We start from the raw sequence: 17,453 nt of genomic DNA on the forward strand, positions 1-17,453 counted from the left end.
CATAACTTATCGAAGATATATTCTAAAAAGATAAATCATTCAAAAATAAAAATGGTCGGAATCAATTTCTGACCATTTTTTTTATTCCAAAATAAAAGGCCGGAAGAGGTCTTCCGGCCATAGTTAGCTTAAGAGCTAATTTTTAAATATGAATCTGTTAAGTGAAATGTCTCTTAAAACTTATCCCAAAATAATTTGGTAGTGGCTTTATCACCACCTATCTTATCTCCGGCAGCTTTTACATTATCCCCATTCAGTACATATTCCTGATCCGAATATGGCATTCTATAAGGAACAGAAGATAAATTGGATTTTGGAGGATTCACCAGAACAGGATAATCAAGACGTCGTGTAAAATTCCAGCTTGCAAATCCTTTATTGAACATTGCAATCCAAGCCTGTACTCCGATAGACTGTTTCCAGTTTGCAGCGTTGTAAGGATTTGTGGCTAAATATACTGTGGTATTAGCAGCACTTACTCCATTTTCTCTCATAGATTCAGTTACCGCTGCATTATAAAGGTTCTGCGCTGTATCTCCTACAGAATATCCCCTTGCAGCAGCTTCAGCTTTTAAGAATGCTACTTCTGCATAGCTCAGTAGATTCGATGGTGCTGTAGCACTTCTAAAATAAGAACCCAATTGCGAAAAACCAGTATACGGATCGTTTATTTCCCCAAAAACACCTCCTTTATAAACACCTGATACTTTAGTAAACCAAACATCCAGCCTCGGATCTGAAAGAGAAGTCATCGTATTGATCGTTAGGGCACTTGGTAAAAAGTCATTTCTGCCGGATGCCACTAAATTATCAAAAACAGGGTTTGAAAATGTATTGCCGTCATAATTAAATTTGTATGCCTCAGCATCGGAAGAAATAACTCCGGCGGCTACAGCAGCTTCTACAGTAGTTTTTGATAATGAAGGATCAACATCTGCCAAATTCATTCCTAGCCTTAGCTTAATAGAATTAGCAAATTTTTTCCATTTAGTCATATTTCCGGAATATACCAGATCTCCAGAATAATTTCCGGAAACCGGCGCATAGCCGTTCACTCCTGATTTTATCTGCGCAACAGCAAGATCGATTCTCTTGATTAAGTCAAGGTAAATAGTTTTGGCATCATCGTATTTTGGCGTCAAATTTTCGTCAGGCTTAAATGTATCATAATAAGGAATATCGCCATAAGTATCCACCAGATTCTCCCAGATAAAAATTTCTTCAATTTCTAGAGTTGCCAGTTTATTGTTGCGCACGTTTTCGTCTGCTTCTACCTCACTTTTCAAATTAGTTTTTGCCTGCTTAATATTATTGAGACTGTATACATACATCCTGTTGAAATGATTACGCGGCTGGTTACGGGTCACTAAATTATATTGAGTTTCATCCGGATACTGAGTTTCGGACATTTGTTGTGTGAAGAACCTGTAATTGTTAAAATTCACACTTGGATTATCCATATAATAGGAAGATTGGTATAAGGCGGTGGCCAACAAATTTTCTGATGGCAGAATCGATGGATGCTTAGGATCATCATTAAGCGAGGTTAAATCGCTTTGGCATGAGCTTACTCCTAATCCAATACACAAAGAAACTAAACTTATTTTTATACTATTTTTCATTTTTATCAATTTAGAATTTAAATGTTACATTAACGCCAAGATCTCTAGTGGTAGGCATTGAACCGATAGACCACCCGTAAGAATTCAGTCCGCCACCTACTACTGCTTCAGGATCTGCATACGGTAGGTTTTTGTGAATAATCCATAAATTTCGTCCTACAAGTGAAATTTTGGCATCATAAATTTTAGTTCCGGCAAGTAAAGATTTAGGAAGGGTATATCCGATGCTCGCTTCCCTAAGTTTAACAAAGGAACCGTCATACACAAACTCACGAGAAGGCTGTGTTTTATACCCCATCGAGCTTCCGTTATCAAACTGGGATAAGGCAATATTATTAGGCGTGCCATCAGGAAGAACTCCCGGCAATACAACGTTATTATCTCTGTAATCTCCTATGGCTGTTTCTTTGTACAGACCAGAGGATAAACCATAATACATATCCGTAGAGAATATATCGCCTCCTTTACGTATGTCAATTAAGAAACTTAAAGAAAAGGCTTTATAGCTCAAACTGTTTCTAATACCACCGATCCAGTCAGGTGTAGTATTTCCGATAATCTGGTTTGGGTTCTGTAAATATTTACCTGTTTTTGGATTAATTACTTTTTCTCCATTGAGATAAGTATAATCAGCCCCAACCAATGTTCCCCAAGCTTCTCCTACTCTTGCGTTTAAAGAAACGCCTCCCTGAAAAGTATTCAGTAACAGGTTGGTAATTCCCGGATACAGATCAACTACTTTATTTTCATTTTTAGACCAGTTGACATCAATATTCCAAGAGAAATCTTTTGATTTTAGTGGTACTAAACCTAACTGTACCTCATAACCGGTATTATCAATTCTACCTGCATTAATCACTTTTGCAGTAAATCCTGTTCCTGAAGAAACCGGAAGAGGAATAATCTGATCTATTGTCTTTGTTTTATAATAAGCAAAGTCAATTGTAACCCTGTCTTTCAAAAAATGAGCTTCAGTTCCTATTTCAAATTCCTTGGATCTCTGAGGCTTTAAATTAGGATTAGGCTGATTTAGAATTGAATTGTATATTCCTATTGTCGATAAAATTCCTGCAGATCTGTAATTATTGGCTAGCTGGTAAGGATCTGCCGTTCCCCCAACTTCTGCATAATTCGCTCTTAGTTTCCAGAAATTCATCCAGCTTTTAGTATTTAAGATTTCAGACATGATTACTGATCCCGTTACAGAAGGATAATTATATACATTATTTCCGGCAGGCAATGTAGAACTTTGGTCAACTCTCCATGTTCCGTCTATATAGAATTTTTTAAAGAAATCGAACGAAGCGGTAACGTACCCTGAATTTGTCTGAGTCGTAAATTGGTTTTCATCGGAGGCCAACGGTGCTTTTTTAGTATTCGACAATGCATAAATTCCGGCAATTACCAAGCCTCCTTCTGTGGAAGCATAGACAGAATTAAAATAATTTCTACGGATATTTCCACCCACGACTCCGGAAATATTAATATCATCAGTAATGTCAAACTTATAGTTTACCATTAAATCATAATTGGTTTCCGTCCTCAATACATCACGTCTGGCATATCCTGAAGTAACAGCATTATTAGACTGCCCAAAAGCCTGCGGTAGAGAACCTACAGCCAGTCTGCTTTCCGCCAACAGGTTAGATCTGTCATAAGAAACTTTACCTGTAACTGAAATATTATTAATTATGTCATACGTTGCTTGCGCATAGGTAAAATTTCTAAACCTGTTGTCTGAAGTATAATTTTGGTAAGCCTGAAAATAAGAATTGTTCCAATATGCGGGCAATCCGTTAGTTGCAGATTTCCTGTTCCAAACTACATTACCATAATTATTTGCAGCACTCGCAGCATCTGCCCCTACATTAGCAAAATATGCTCTTTCCAGTTCTTTTATATCAACATTCGTTTGCCACCATTGTCTGAAACCTGTGGCTATATTATTGGAATATCCTGTAATACTACGCCCTTTTGTATCCTGTAGAGTCATTGTAGAATAAAAAGAGGTATGAAGTTTTGGGGTCAGATCATAATTAATTTTTAAGGAGAAATTATTTTTATTAAGATGTGAATTAGGCATCAAGCCGTCCGACATCATGTTTTCATAGGTAAAGCTGATATTCTTACCCTTCTGCCCTTTTTCCAGGGTAACACTATTACTGAATGTAGATGGATTATCAAAAAACTTTATAGGTCCATTTTTAGGTGCTACCCAGGGAGTAGCTTTATTATAGTTGGGAGAGGTAGGATCAAACGAATCCCATTGATATACCATTAAATTCGGATCAAATTTTGGGCCCCAGGAGGCATCTGCTCCAAAGTTGGCATTATTCAGTCCATCAGCAGCTTGTGTTCCGAATTTTTGAGAATAACCTGCTCCGTATCTGGTCTGGTATTCCGGAAAAGTGGATTTATCTATAAATCCGATTTGCATAGAGGAAGATAGCGTTACCCCCCAGGATCCATCATCTTTTCCCTTTCCGTTCTTTGTTGTGATGACAATAACACCGTTTAATCCTCTTTCTCCATACAAAGCTGATGCAGCAGCTCCTTTTAAAACGTTTATAGATTCTATATCTTCCTGATTAATATCAGACAGAGCGTTTCCATAATCGATACTTTTCTCCTGGGTATAAGTATTGTTAACGGGTGAACCATCAATAACAATTAAAGGATTTCCTCCTCCTAATGTTTTTATTCCCCTAATTAATAAATTAGAGGATCCTCCAAAGTTATTGTTTGTTGTAACAGTGAGGCCTGCTACCTTTCCTGATAATTGAGAAGCAATATTTCCGGTATTCGTAGTACCGTCCGAAAGTACGCTTCCCTTAATTTCCTGTGAGGCATATCCCAAAGATTTTTTTTCTCTTTTGATGCCTAATGCAGTAATTACTACTCCTTCGATCTCTTTTGTCTTTACTGTGTCTTTCTTCTGCTGAGCCTTAGCAACAGCTAGGGATGAAGACATAACGAGTAATAGAACTCCAACTGTGAGTTTCTTCATATCTATTAAATTTGCTGATGCAAAATTGTAAAACTTTATTAAAATATCAAAGAAAAATTAACAATAATTTAACTTTTTTATATTAAAATTATCATAAATATAATTATTCATCAAAATAAGCATCAATTAATCATTTTTTAACATAATATATATATTTTTAATGGGATAAAATTAAAATTTACATAATTTATCTTTTTATTGATCAAAAATTAGATTTATTATGTACAAATACCTGATATTTAAAAAATTAAATCTATTGTCTCAAAATGTCTTTATAAATACCAGAATTTTATTTTAATGCTTGCTTATAAATTTCTAGTGTTATTATCATAAAAATAAAAAGTAGATGCGGCCTATTTCATCAGTGCTTTCTTTTTCAATTTAAATAAGCTAAGCGTAATAATTCGTAATGATTTCCATTGCTGTTTCAAAATAATTTGTAGATTTGCATAAGCAAGTATGAAATTTTCAAGAAACATAGCTGATATTTCTGCTCCGGATTTCTCTATTCCGGAAGTATCTTCTGTTTCTATTATTGCTACAACAACTATTACTACCCCATAACGGGGTAAATTTTCACATATCATCCAAAGGCATGTACTCTTTTTTTAAGAGTAAATTTCATTTTTCTACCATTTAAATTACACATCATGAAAGTTTTAAAATTTGGCGGAACTTCAGTCGCCAATGCTGAAAATATCGTAAAGGTTGGGCATATCATAAAGGAAGAATCCATTAAAAACCCGGTGACTGTTATTGTTTCAGCACTCCATGGAGTTACAGACCAACTCATCCAGGCAGCGGAATCAGCATCCAGGAATGACGCCAATTATCTGAGTATCGTCAAAGAACTTGAAGAAAAGCACCTGAAACTTGTTAGAGAACTGATCCCGGTCTTGGAACAGAGTTCGCTGCTTAGCTTTGTTAAAAAACAGTTCAACACCATTGAAGACCTCTGTAACGGAATTTACGCCTTAGAAGAATTTACCGGAAGGATTAAAGATAAAATCACCTCTTACGGTGAATTCCTTTCTTCTAATATTATTGCTGCACGGCTGAAATCGGAAGGACTGGATGTTATCTGGATGGATGCTGCCGGATATGTGATCACCAACAGCAATTTCACCAATGCCAAAGTGGATTTTGAAGCCACAGAAAAAAATCTGGAAGACTTCTTTCAGAAAAATCAGCATCGTGTGGTCATAGCTCCCGGATTTGTGGCCAGTGACAAAAAAGGCAATCCTACGACTTTAGGAAGAGGCGGTTCAGATTATACAGCCTCTATTATTGCTGCCGCCGCGGATGCTGAAGAACTTCAGATCTGGACAGACGTGAGCGGTATGATGACTGCTGATCCCAGGCTGGTTTCCGCGGCAAAACCAATTCCTCAGATTTCATATGCAGAAGCAATGGAACTTTCCCATTTTGGGGCAAAAGTCCTGTATCCGCCTACGCTCCAGCCGGTCATGGCAAAAAAAATCAGCCTCAGGATTAAAAACACTTTTGACCCGGAAGCAGCCGGGACGCTGGTTGGTAATCATTTGGAAAAACCAGACGCCGAACAGCAGGAGTTTGCCGTAGGCATTTCGAACATGAGCCGGATTGCATTATTAACTCTTGAAGGAAGCGGAATGATTGGTATTCCGGGAATTTCAGCCAAGCTGTTTCAATGCTTAAGCAATGAAAGCATCAATGTTATCCTCATTACCCAGAGTTCATCGGAACATTCCATCACCCTCGCCATCAGTGAAAAAGATACTGCCAATGCACAGCATGCGATCCATTCTTCATTTGAAGATGATCTTAGGCTAGGAAAAGTAGAACCGGTAATCATCGAAACCGGTCTTGCCATTGTTGCCCTCGTAGGAGAAAATATGAAAAGCAGAAGTGGTGTGAGTGCAAAAATGTTTGGTTGCCTGGGAAATAACGGAATCAATATCAGGGCTATTGCACAGGGCTCATCAGAGAAAAATATCAGCATCGTTATTTCGGAAGCGGACATTAAAAAAGCGGTGAACGTCCTTCACGAAGAATTTTTTGAATCTGCAATCAAGCAGGTGCACCTATACCTCTGCGGGACAGGGAATGTAGGAAAAAAACTCATCGGGCAAATCTATGCCCAAAATGATTACCTTAAGGAAAATCTACTTATGAACCTGAGGATTGCCGGGGTGTGCAACAGCCGCAAAATGCTCTTCTCGGAAAAAGGGATTTCAGAACATGAGCTATCCCAGTTGCATGAGAACGGACAAGAAGCTTCTGCCGGAACATTTGCCGCTGAAATTGTTTCCCGTAACCTGAGGAATTCTGTCCTGGTAGATGTTACAGCCAGTTCAGAAGTTCCGGAAATCTATGAAGAACTCCTGAAAAAAAGTGTGAATATTGTAGCGTGCAATAAAATTGCCGCATCCTCTTCGCTCGAGCATTACAGACAGTTGAAATTAACGGCAAGGAACCACAGCTGCAGGTTCTTTTTTGAAACCAATGTCGGGGCAGGTCTTCCTGTTATTGGCACTATCAATGACCTGATGAGGAGCGGGGACAAAATTCTTTCGATCCAGGCCGTGCTCAGCGGCACACTGAATTTTGTTTTCAATCATTATGATGGTACCAGAACATTCTCTGAGACGGTAGCCCAGGCTCAGGCAGAAGGCTATACAGAACCCGACCCGCGTCTGGATCTTGCAGGCACAGATGTAGCCCGGAAAATATTGATCCTGGCAAGAGAAGCGGGATATGCGCTTGAGTTTGACGATATTGAAAATGAAAGCTTCCTTCCGGAAGAATGCATGCAGGGCAATGTAGAAGATTTCTACAGGACATTATCCAAATATGAAAGTCATTTTAAAACTTTGCTCGACAATGCTAAAAACAGTGGAAACATTTTAAAATATGTAGCTGAATTCAGGGATGGAAAGGCTAAAGTGGGCTTACACCATATTGCGCCTGAAAGTGATCTTTTCCATTTGTATGGCAAGGATAATATCGTGATTTTTAAAACCCTAAGGTATTCTGATCAGCCATTGGTGATCAAAGGGGCCGGAGCAGGTGCAGAAGTAACGGCCAGTGGTGTTTTTGCAGATATTGTACGTTCCGTTTAATCTATAGGATATGAAAAAAGTTACATTAAAAGTTCCGGCAACCATTGCCAACCTGGTATGCGGATTTGATATTTTGGGAATGGCCATTAATGAACCCGCAGATGATATGGAAATGAGATTGCTGGAAACTCCTGAAATCATCATCAGGCATACCGATGGATTCGGGTTGCCGGAAGAGCCGGCTGAAAATGTTGCAGGTGTTGTCCTGCTGAAAATTATGGAACGCCTGAAACTGAAGCATGGATTTGAGGTGATCATCCATAAAAACATCAAACCGGGAAGCGGGCTCGGCTCCAGCGCGGCAAGTGCCGCGGGAGCCGCCCTGGGAGCGCATCTTTTGCTGGGAAATATTTTCACCAGGGAAGAAATGGTCTATTACGCCATGTTTGGAGAAGAACTGGCTTCTGGAGCCCGTCACGCAGACAACATTGCACCTTGCATTTACGGAGGAATCACTTTGGTAAAATCTTCCGAACCGGTAGATATCATTCCGTTGAATGCACCCGACTTATGGGTAACTGCCGTCCATCCGCAGGTTGAAGTAAAGACTTCCGACGCCCGGGAGATTTTAAGGAAAAACATCCTTTTGAAGGATGCCATACAGCAATGGGGAAATATTGCCGGATTGGTAGCGGGGATTCAGAATAATGATCATGCACTGATCGGGCGGAGCCTTAATGACGTCATCATCGAGCCCGTAAGAAGCATCCTGATTCCAAAATTTGATCATATAAAGCGGGAAAGCTTAGAAGCTGGGGCCTTAGGCGGCGGTATTTCAGGTTCAGGGCCTTCTGTTTTCATGTTCTCAGAAGAAGAAGAAACTTCCCGTACCATCGCCGGAATCATGAAGTCCGCCTATGACAGTACAGGCATTGAAAGTCTTGTTTATGTTTCCAAAGTAAATCCATCCGGAATCCGGATAGTTAAAGATTAAAAAAGCACCAATGAATTACTATAATTTAAAAGATAAAAAAGAAGTTGTCGATTTTAGAACCGCTCTGATCAGAAGTCAGGGCAAAGAAAAAGGTTTATTTTTTCCTGAACGCATTCCGATGTTCGATCCGGAATTCATTAAAAACCTGGACCAGTTTACAGATGTGGAAATTGGATTTCAATGCATGAAAGATTTCACAGGAGAAGAAATTCCGCCGGATATCCTGCGACAAATCATTACGGAAACCATCAATTTTGAGATTCCCCTAAAGAAAATTAATGACCAGATGTATATCCTGGAACTTTTTCATGGTCCTACCCTGGCGTTTAAAGATGTGGGAGCAAGGTTTATGAGCCGCTGCCTATCTTATTTCCTGAATAATAACAATAAAAAAGTTACCGTGTTGGTGGCTACTTCAGGAGATACCGGAGGAGCTGTGGCAAACGGTTTTTTAAAAACAAAAGGTATTGAAGTAGTCATTTTATATCCAAAAAACAGGGTGAGCGATGTTCAGGAAAAACAATTGACTGCCCTCGGCGAAAATATTTACGCATTGGAAGTTAACGGCAGTTTCGATGACTGCCAGTCCCTGGTAAAGCAGGCTTTTGCAGACGAGGAGATTCATGCAGAGCTGTTACTGACTTCTGCCAATTCCATCAATGTGGCCAGATGGCTGCCCCAGCAGATCTATTATCTGCTGGCATTAAAACAGTGGCAGAAAACTGAAGCGGCAGATCCGGTTATCAGCGTTCCCAGTGGAAATTTTGGAAACCTATGCGCAGGATTACTGGCACATCTAAGAGGAATGCCTGCTAAACACTTTATTGCTGCCTGCAATGAAAATGATGTTATCCCCCATTATTTAAAGACCCAGGATTTTAAACCTAAAGAGACTGTTGCGACCCTTTCCAATGCCATGGATGTAAGCCATCCCAGCAACTTTGTGCGGATCCTGGAACTTTTTGACCATCGGTTTGAAAATCTAACAGAAAGCATCTCCGGAACCTCTGTCGATGATGACAAGACATTACAGACCATTCAGGAAGTATATAAAAATTACGGCTATCTGCTTGAACCACACAGTGCCGTGGCCTATGCTGCGCTTGAAGAATACCTTACGGAAAATCTGGATAAAAAAGGATTAATTTTGGGGACGGCACATCCTGTAAAATTTTCCGGCATCGTTGAAAGGGCGGTAAAAACTAAAATACCCCTGCCTGATGCCCTGGAAAACCTGATGAAAAAAGAAAAAAAGAGCTTTGAAATAGCTCCGGAATTTAAAGCACTGAAAAAGTTTCTACTGCGCGGAAAGTAAAATTAACAGTCCTTGAAACCTTTGATTAAAACGATTAATATTAATCTTACTGATAAAAGCACCGACTCAATAGTGAGTCAGTGTTTTATTTTTTACTGCTCAAAACAATCTGCACTTACCAAAACTTTTGATTTGCAGCACTCAGGCAATGCGTTGAAATCGGCACAGGATTTAGGGAATCCAGGTCCGTATGGACCCGCAGGACAAGCGAAATTACATGTGTCGCCTCCATTAATGCTTTTCAGATCTACTCTGTTTAATTTTTTTAAATTTTTCATACTGATTTATTTTTTTTGTTTGCCTTATAAATATAGTATTTTTGTAAATCACAACCATACCTATGAGCAGAATATTTCTTGAAGATGTGAAAATATACGCCTACCACGGCGTCCTTCCTGAGGAAAATCTTGTCGGGACATATTATATCGTGAATGCGGAACTCCATACGGACCTGTGGAAAGCTTCGGAATCGGACGATCTGAATGACACAGTGAGCTATGCCGAAATCAACAGCATCATACATGATGAAATGGGCATCCCTTCCAAACTCATGGAACATGTTGCCGGCAGGATTATCAACAGGATTCATGAAAAATTCTCCCAGATTGACTATATTAAAATAAAAATCACCAAGACCAGCCCGCCGATGCAGGGAGAAATGAGGGGGGCATCCATAGAGCTTGACAAGATGTTCAAACCATAATCAAAATGAAGATCTGTTTTAAAAAATCAGGACTGAAATTCACTGTACTTGCATTTCTTTTTACTTTTTTATATGCATCCGGACAAACCAATCTGGATCGTCAGCTTGACACCTATCAATTTCCAAAGATCAAATCCGGCATTACCATGCCTGTTACGATTCCGCTTGCCGGCATCAGCAACATGATCAACGCTTCAGTAAAAGACCTGATTTATGAAGATGATTCTTATACGGACAATGAGAATGACCAGTTCAAAGTAAAAGTCTGGAAAACCCGGCCGATACGGCTGGTAGGCGGAACGAGCAATAACATCCTCATTGAAGTCCCGCTGAAAATATGGGCTGAAAAAGGCATCGGAACCCTGGGTATATACACCTATCAGAATACCACTTTCGAAACCGTCATGTCTTTTAATATGAACCTGCAGTTCAGAAACAACTGGACACTGGGAACCAAAACACAGCCTAACGGATTCCGGTGGGTGGTGAAACCTGTACTGGACTACGGAAGAATAAAGATTCCGATTACATCACTGGTTGAAAAAAGCCTCAGGGAACAACAGGAAAAATTCTGTGAAACCATTGACAAGCAGGTTGCCGGCCAGTTGAATTTCCAGCAATACGTCATGATGGCATGGAATGCTTTTTCGCAACCGTTCAATATTTCAGAAGAGTATAATACCTGGCTTAAGATTAGCCCGGTAAGCATTACCACTACTCCGCTGAAGTTTTACGCGAATCAGATCAATACCAATATTGGAGTGACTGTTTATTCCGAAACGTTTACCGGTGAAAAACCTCAGTCAACATCCCTGATCAAAACTGTACCGGACTTCAATTCCGCTCCTTCGCTGTCTGACCGTTTTCTGCTTCAGACCACGGCTAATATCCCCTATGCTTCTGCAACGGAAATAGCCCGCAACCTTTTTCTGAATAAAGAATATGACATAAGGGGATCTTCTGTAAAAGTCAGGAATATACAGGTATATAATTCAGAAGACCGGGTGATGATAGAAGCGGAAACAGAGGGCTATATCAAAGGGAAAGTATTCATTTCCGGAATTCCCGTTTATGATCCGGGTAAACATAAAATTATTTTAACCGGAACGAAGTTTAATCTCAGGACCTCCAATATCCTCCAGAAAACGGCAACCCTGCTGTTCAAAGGACAGATTATAAAAACCATTGAAAATGAGTATGGAATTCCTACCCTGGACATGGAAACCAATGCAAGAAAAAGCATAGAGCAGTCTTTTAATACAGAATATTACAAAGGGATAAAGATGTCCGGAAAAGTCATAACCCTGCAGCCGGGAATAATCCTGCTGAGTCCTTCGGGCCTGACGGCTGTGATTGACATCAGTGCTTCTTTACAATTAACGATCAACGGAATATAAAATATTCAACTATAACCATGAGAAAATATTTACTGATTATCGACCGGAATAAAGCGTCGCTAGGAAAACGTTTTGTTAATAACCTTATTGATACGATTGTGTTAATGATCATCCACGTGATCTTAACCTTTATTTCCGGCTTTCTGTATGCCCTTACCTCTATATGTTTTTTTTACTTCTATAACGATGGCGGCTTTTTATGGGATATATTCATTGGCGCTGTGGTAGCCTTTATCTATTTTTTTATTTGGGAATATTATACCCAGGGCATGACACCCGGAAAATATGTTACCGGAACAAGGGTAATCAGTGTTGATGGGAAAAAATCTGACAGAAAACAAATCTTATACATAAGTCTGTACAGGGTGATTCCTTTTGAGCCTCTTTCTTTTTTCGGACGGGAAGGGTGGCACGACAGCTTCAGCGATACACGCGTTGTCAACTGGCTAAATTATATCTCTGAAAAACAGGCAAAAGACGATATCAACAGGATCGGGCAGAAAGAAATTGCCTAGTTTTTTTTGTTTATTAAGAAAATTCGCTATATTTGCACACCTCAAAACGGTACTTTGGCCGAGTGGCTAGGCAGTGGTCTGCAACACCATCTACAGCGGTTCGAATCCGCTAGGTACCTCTTGATAAAACCCTATTCTATTTATTAGTAGTTTAGGGTTTTTTAGTTTCCATTTTTCCCGATATTTTCCCGATAATCTAAAAAACTATAAACTTTAACAATAAATAAAGCGGAACAAAATGTCCTGCTTTCTATAATTTGACTTCAACAATATTTTATCTTCTTTTTTCAACATTCAGCATATCATTTATACTTATTATTAAACTCTTCCATTTTATGGTTATAATATTTACTATTAGTAAAGGCAACATAAGTTAAAACAAAACGAGCAGGTATTATTTTACCTGCTCATAATTATTTTAAAGTTAAATTTAATAATTTTTTAAATAAGTTTCTCCTTCTCTTAAATACTCTAATCTATTTCCTTTGCCCGTTTTAAAAAGAGTTTTTAAAGTTTCATTACTAGCAGGATTTAGATGACAAGAAAAATGTAAATGAGAACCATTGCTTTTTCCTGTATTTCCACTGAATCCTATTAAGTCACCTTTTTTAACTTTATCTCCAATTTTTACTTTTATCCCTTTATATTGCAAATGAGAGTATTTTGCAACTGTCTGATCAGAATGCAATATGCTAACATAATTTGCATATTTTGCACAATTGTCAGTAGGACATCCTTTATTATTATCCTCAACCATTTCAATAACAACTCCATCCCTTACAGCTACTACTTTTGTTCCTTCTGGCATGTCAAAATCTAGGGCATTTATACCAATATGAGAATAATCACCATTATATCCTTGTGTTACTTTGTATTGTTCTCCTTTTTTATAAGGCAAATCATAACCATAATATACATTAGGTGAATATGAGGATATTTTAAAAGTCGGCATTATTGACGTAACTTTAAGATTGTTTTTGAATATGTTTTTTAATATCAAATATTTATTTGTATTAAAAGATAACTCTTCTTTTGCTTCGCATTTGTTAGTCTTACCTATATTCTTTTTTATGGGACAAGCATATATTTTATCATTTTCTAAAATATAAATTATACTATCTTTTTCATCATGATCATAAACTTTAATTCTATATTGAGAAAATATAGATATATTCAAAAATAGTAGAAGAAAAGTGAAAAAATTATTCATTATAATTTCTTTATTGTTTGGTTAAAACAATGTCTTTTGGAAAATTGATTGGAAAATCTCCATATTGATTAACATATGCATTATGCTGACAATTAGAATCTACAAAACTTGGGAGATATTCCAAATGTAAAGTCATTTGACTACCTGTAAAATTTGTAATATCCAATGTTGCCATTTTTTTACACATATCTTTAGGATAAAATGTTATACGTTTCCAATTTCCATTTTTTAAACTTTTACTTATACCACTAAATTCAGGTGATTGAGTATCAAAGTTTGTAATTCTGTCAATTTCTACAGTTCCGTTTGAAGCTATAACTTTTCGTTCCCCTAAAATTCTATCTTTGTAATATGGATGTGTGCTTCCAGAAATGGAAGACGTTTTCACCTTTTTTAATTCAAGATAAAGAGTTTTACCTTCCCACGTTCCTTTCCATAAACCTACGTACTGATCTAATTCATTATTGATGTCTTTTATATAAGCATTGTCCGGTATATCACCTGGACTAGTATTTAGTGGATAAATTTGTGCATTACATGAAAATGTAATAATTGATAGTATGATTAATATTATATTTTTCATAATTTTTGTTTTAATATTAAGGACATGTAGTTTCTTTTAGGTTTCCATTAACCAAGCTGAGTTCTATATTTTCACTTCCTGTTGTTCTATATAGTTTTAGTCCAGGCATATTCATTTCTTTTTTAACGAATGTAAGAAATTCTTTTTCCAATTTATGTGTATCATAACTTATATTACCACTCACATTTCCTACAGTTACTGCACTATCTAAATAATCTTCTATATACTTCCTATTTAAATCATCAAATTGTTGTTGAGTGTAAACTGGAAGCTGGTTTGGCATCATACTCGTATCAAATTTCAGCATATAATTTCCATTGCTTGTGACTAAGGTAAAGAAAATATCTTCTAAAGGTGGTATTGGAACATTAGGATTTGTGACTTGATTATTATTATAAACCATAGTTACCCATTGATTAAATAAATAGATGTCTCCTGGCGAAAATATTGGATATAAACCATCATAATGAGAATGCATTGCACCAACAGTATTTGCAAAGAAAGTTATATTAACTTCTTTTGTACCAGGTTTATTTTGTAATATCTGATTAATACTTCCATTCTGTGTTGGTAAATTTATTCTAAAGCCACTTTCATAGCCATCTGACGTTTTTCCCTCTAAAGTCAAGATATTACTTTTATAGGTTGAATTATTTGTCACTGCTTTTATTTTCTCACAAGGTGTTGTAGGATTTATAACAATAACCCCAGAGCCATCACCACTACAGTCCGCAGTTAGCTTTCCAAATCCTCCTCTTGATGCCATTTTATTTACATTAGAAATGTACTGTCCATTACAATGATTAGACCAACCTAATGTTATCCACGGTTTAACAGGATCTGTTATTATGTCCCAACAACCAGTAGGATCTTCACTCCACGGCTCTTCACCATTATGACCACTACCTCCCCCGTCATACCAACCTCCATTGGGAGGTATATCACTTGATCCGATATCGCCACTACCTGAATCTGAATTTCCACCGTCTCCACCAGCATCGGGACAATCACCAACACCATCGGAATAATCTACGGTTGAGCCTGTTTTTCCTTCAATATCTGTTGAGCTTACTGTCCCTGTAAAATAATCAAATCTGGTTTTCGGATCATCAGACAAAGGGTGTGCAGATTGATAGGTAATAATATTCATACTTTCCAATTGCCCCCTTAATTCCTTTATTTCAAGGGTGTATACTGTTTTCTCATCTGGTATAGCAGGATCAATACCAAATACATAATAAGTTATCTCCCCTTCTGTTTTCTTTACAATAGTAGAAAGGTTAACAGTAGAAAAGTCAAATGTTTTTGCTGTATTCTGGTGATGGTTTGGGATTTGAAAATCTTCCCTTCCTGTTTTTGCATGAATATATCTTGCAACTTCAGGTATATCTTTCAGCGTTACAAATTTGAATTTTGAAGCACTGAGATTATTGGATATATTTTGCTCATTGAGTTCATTTCGACAGGAACACAAAACAAAAAAGATTGTTACGAGTAAAAGTAACCTCGAATTAAAATTGTTTTTCATTTAATGTTTGTTTTGGATTGTTAAATATATTTTTTTTCATCATTAATTGAATTAATTAAACTATTAATAATTTTCAGTCTTCTGAATATCTTTTGTTTTTCATAGATTAATTCTTGATTTTCCGACAATTATAAATAAAATCATGCATTAATCATCTAGGTATTTTTACGGTAATTATGTAGGCGGTTTCTTTTTCATAGGCGTTATATTTTAGTTTAATCATATTTAATCAATAATTCAAAACTACGATCACACAGCGACAAACTATGTCGTATTATAATTATAGATGTTTATATACTTTGGTTGGATTGTAAAAAATAAGAAAGCGTGGAGCAATGTCTACTGTTCCGGAGGTACTGGCATACCCGACAAACAAATAAACACGCCCACGCCAAAACGTGAGCATTGTCTAACCTTGTTTGTCTTTGAAAAGTGCCAGTTTTCCAGAACAAGAAAGCTAATGCTTTATATTTTTTCGTTAAAATCTTGGATGCTAAGATACAAATATTTTAAAATTGTATTTACTAAAATAAAATTGAATAAGAAGAGCCTTTTTATTACTTTAACTCTCAAACACATTGAGAGGATGAGAAACTCGGTTGAGGTATTTATTTTAGGCTATCTTTGCAACCTAAATTATTAATGAAATTAGAACAAAATACCGCAAAAATATCGGTTTAATATCGATTTCCGGCTTTTTTATTATCTATTTTAAAAACTCTATCATAAGACTTCTTTAGCTGTTCGAAATTTTTGTTTTTTTAAAGAGTCAGGAATATGAAAGCCTTTTGTACTTTGGGAAAATACAAACTTCAATGGGAAAATAGAAGATGAAGAAATAAAAAAAGAATTCGTCATCCAAAAAGACGAAAAAGAGTGTACGTACAATTTGCCAAAAGGAATCTATACTTATGAAGTTTTACTTTCCAGTAAAGATATTTACCAAAAAGGCGAGTATAAAGTTTCTGAGGAAACTTTAATGACAATAAATCATTAACTTTACTTTATATAAAACCGCTTTCTTTGAGAGCGGTTTTATTATTAGATACACAGATCATAGATGTATCTGACATTTCTTTGTTTCTATTTTCTTACAATAAATCTAATACATATTATTTATTATTCAATAATCCCTTATTAAAGCAACATCTCTTGCATAATCTAAATTTCAGATTACAGAGATTTCTTACTACATGGCGGTTGCAAACGTAAAGAACCCGAAAAATACGCCAGGACTGTTCGCAACAACGATCGGCCAGTCCTTTTTAGGCTTTTTGATAAGTCCATAAACCACCCAAAGGCTACAGTTGATTCCGGCAACCAGCGGTTGAAGCCAGTCCCCCTTGTCACCTTTAAGGTTACCGCTTATCTGCGGAATATAGGAAAAGTACATCGCCATTGCCGTCACCGTGGCAATCCAGCCCAGAATCTGCATTAATTTTTCATTCATGATGCTTTGTTTAAGCAACATTGCTTGAAATTATTATGCCATGGAGGCAGGATCGTAAATAATGAGTCATTTCTAAAGAAATTTATGA

General features: G+C 37.1%; 14 protein-coding genes and 1 tRNA gene. 7 read left to right on the forward strand and 8 right to left on the reverse strand.

Features of this window, described 5'->3' with window-relative positions; translation table 11 throughout:
* Positions 1 to 173 precede the first annotated feature (173 nt).
* From QE404_RS12665 to QE404_RS12675, 3 genes are all read right to left on the reverse strand, one after another.
* Entirely contained in the window at positions 174 to 1,622 is a 1,449-nt protein-coding gene (locus QE404_RS12665; protein ID WP_307450975.1) for a SusD/RagB family nutrient-binding outer membrane lipoprotein, read from the reverse strand.
* 10 nt (positions 1,623 to 1,632) lie between these two features.
* Positions 1,633 to 4,629 (reverse strand): SusC/RagA family TonB-linked outer membrane protein, encoded by a 2,997-nt coding sequence (locus tag QE404_RS12670; RefSeq protein WP_307450976.1) that lies wholly within the window; start codon positions 4,627 to 4,629, stop codon positions 1,633 to 1,635.
* Positions 4,630 to 4,982: 353 nt separating this feature from the next.
* Positions 4,983 to 5,216 carry a hypothetical protein gene (locus QE404_RS12675; protein ID WP_307450978.1) on the reverse strand — a complete coding sequence of 78 codons (234 nt, stop codon included), beginning with the start codon at positions 5,214 to 5,216 and terminating at the stop codon, positions 4,983 to 4,985.
* A gap of 63 nt (positions 5,217 to 5,279) precedes the next feature.
* Here QE404_RS12675 and thrA point away from each other — a divergent pair, with 63 nt between their 5' ends.
* From thrA to thrC, 3 genes are read left to right on the forward strand one after another with little or no spacing between them, the layout of a single operon-like run.
* Entirely contained in the window at positions 5,280 to 7,730 is a 2,451-nt protein-coding gene (gene thrA / locus QE404_RS12680) for a bifunctional aspartate kinase/homoserine dehydrogenase I (protein WP_307450980.1), read from the forward strand.
* A 10-nt stretch (positions 7,731 to 7,740) separates the two neighbouring features.
* Positions 7,741 to 8,664 carry a homoserine kinase gene (locus QE404_RS12685; RefSeq protein WP_307450982.1) on the forward strand — a complete coding sequence of 308 codons (924 nt, stop codon included), beginning with the start codon at positions 7,741 to 7,743 and terminating at the stop codon, positions 8,662 to 8,664.
* A gap of 10 nt (positions 8,665 to 8,674) precedes the next feature.
* Positions 8,675 to 9,979, forward strand: coding sequence for a threonine synthase (gene thrC, locus QE404_RS12690; protein ID WP_307450984.1), 1,305 nt, complete (start codon positions 8,675 to 8,677; stop codon positions 9,977 to 9,979).
* Positions 9,980 to 10,071: 92 nt separating this feature from the next.
* On the opposite strand, the gene QE404_RS12695 is transcribed toward thrC, so the two are convergent.
* Positions 10,072 to 10,257 (reverse strand): bacteriocin-like protein, encoded by a 186-nt coding sequence (locus QE404_RS12695; protein ID WP_307450987.1) that lies wholly within the window; start codon positions 10,255 to 10,257, stop codon positions 10,072 to 10,074.
* A gap of 62 nt (positions 10,258 to 10,319) precedes the next feature.
* Between QE404_RS12695 and folB the strand changes: the two genes are divergently transcribed.
* The 4 genes from folB to QE404_RS12715 all read left to right on the forward strand — a co-directional run bounded on the left by folB (position 10,320) and on the right by QE404_RS12715 (position 12,713).
* Complete coding sequence (folB, locus tag QE404_RS12700; protein ID WP_307450989.1) at positions 10,320 to 10,682, forward strand: dihydroneopterin aldolase; 363 nt, start codon at positions 10,320 to 10,322, stop codon at positions 10,680 to 10,682.
* Positions 10,683 to 10,687: 5 nt separating this feature from the next.
* Positions 10,688 to 12,079, forward strand: a complete 1,392-nt coding sequence (locus QE404_RS12705; protein ID WP_307450991.1) for a DUF4403 family protein — start codon at positions 10,688 to 10,690, stop codon at positions 12,077 to 12,079.
* 17 nt (positions 12,080 to 12,096) lie between these two features.
* On the forward strand, positions 12,097 to 12,594 hold the full coding sequence (locus QE404_RS12710) for an RDD family protein (RefSeq protein WP_307450993.1): 498 nt from the start codon (positions 12,097 to 12,099) through the stop codon (positions 12,592 to 12,594).
* Positions 12,595 to 12,642: 48 nt separating this feature from the next.
* A tRNA-Cys gene (locus QE404_RS12715) sits at positions 12,643 to 12,713 on the forward strand.
* 311 nt (positions 12,714 to 13,024) lie between these two features.
* Here QE404_RS12715 and QE404_RS12720 read toward each other — a convergent pair.
* The 4 genes from QE404_RS12720 to QE404_RS12735 form a co-directional block, all read right to left on the reverse strand.
* A complete protein-coding gene (locus QE404_RS12720; RefSeq protein ID WP_307450995.1) occupies positions 13,025 to 13,804 on the reverse strand; it encodes a M23 family metallopeptidase in 780 nt (259 codons plus the stop codon).
* A 10-nt stretch (positions 13,805 to 13,814) separates the two neighbouring features.
* Entirely contained in the window at positions 13,815 to 14,387 is a 573-nt protein-coding gene (locus tag QE404_RS12725) for a DUF6705 family protein (RefSeq protein WP_307450997.1), read from the reverse strand.
* A gap of 16 nt (positions 14,388 to 14,403) precedes the next feature.
* Positions 14,404 to 15,915 (reverse strand): hypothetical protein, encoded by a 1,512-nt coding sequence (locus QE404_RS12730; protein WP_307450999.1) that lies wholly within the window; start codon positions 15,913 to 15,915, stop codon positions 14,404 to 14,406.
* Between the two features lie 1,189 nt (positions 15,916 to 17,104).
* Complete coding sequence (locus QE404_RS12735; RefSeq protein ID WP_307453398.1) at positions 17,105 to 17,368, reverse strand: SemiSWEET family transporter; 264 nt, start codon at positions 17,366 to 17,368, stop codon at positions 17,105 to 17,107.
* Between the last annotated feature and the right edge of the window lie 85 nt (positions 17,369 to 17,453).

Source organism: Chryseobacterium camelliae, assembly GCF_030818575.1.
Lineage (GTDB): Bacteria > Bacteroidota > Bacteroidia > Flavobacteriales > Weeksellaceae > Chryseobacterium > Chryseobacterium camelliae_A.

What these genes read in the sequence shown, in the direction of transcription:
- QE404_RS12725 (WP_307450997.1), bottom strand. Translation starts at nt 14,387, where the DNA reads ATGAAAAATATAATATTAATCATACTATCAATTATTACATTTTCATGT.
- thrC (WP_307450984.1), top strand. Translation starts at nt 8,675, where the DNA reads ATGAATTACTATAATTTAAAAGATAAAAAAGAAGTTGTCGATTTTAGA.
- QE404_RS12695 (WP_307450987.1), bottom strand. Translation starts at nt 10,257, where the DNA reads ATGAAAAATTTAAAAAAATTAAACAGAGTAGATCTGAAAAGCATTAAT.
- QE404_RS12705 (WP_307450991.1), top strand. Translation starts at nt 10,688, where the DNA reads ATGAAGATCTGTTTTAAAAAATCAGGACTGAAATTCACTGTACTTGCA.
- QE404_RS12720 (WP_307450995.1), bottom strand. Translation starts at nt 13,804, where the DNA reads ATGAATAATTTTTTCACTTTTCTTCTACTATTTTTGAATATATCTATA.
- QE404_RS12710 (WP_307450993.1), top strand. Translation starts at nt 12,097, where the DNA reads ATGAGAAAATATTTACTGATTATCGACCGGAATAAAGCGTCGCTAGGA.
- QE404_RS12665 (WP_307450975.1), bottom strand. Translation starts at nt 1,622, where the DNA reads ATGAAAAATAGTATAAAAATAAGTTTAGTTTCTTTGTGTATTGGATTA.
- QE404_RS12685 (WP_307450982.1), top strand. Translation starts at nt 7,741, where the DNA reads ATGAAAAAAGTTACATTAAAAGTTCCGGCAACCATTGCCAACCTGGTA.
- thrA (WP_307450980.1), top strand. Translation starts at nt 5,280, where the DNA reads ATGAAAGTTTTAAAATTTGGCGGAACTTCAGTCGCCAATGCTGAAAAT.
- QE404_RS12675 (WP_307450978.1), bottom strand. Translation starts at nt 5,216, where the DNA reads ATGATATGTGAAAATTTACCCCGTTATGGGGTAGTAATAGTTGTTGTA.
- folB (WP_307450989.1), top strand. Translation starts at nt 10,320, where the DNA reads ATGAGCAGAATATTTCTTGAAGATGTGAAAATATACGCCTACCACGGC.
- QE404_RS12670 (WP_307450976.1), bottom strand. Translation starts at nt 4,629, where the DNA reads ATGAAGAAACTCACAGTTGGAGTTCTATTACTCGTTATGTCTTCATCC.
- QE404_RS12730 (WP_307450999.1), bottom strand. Translation starts at nt 15,915, where the DNA reads ATGAAAAACAATTTTAATTCGAGGTTACTTTTACTCGTAACAATCTTT.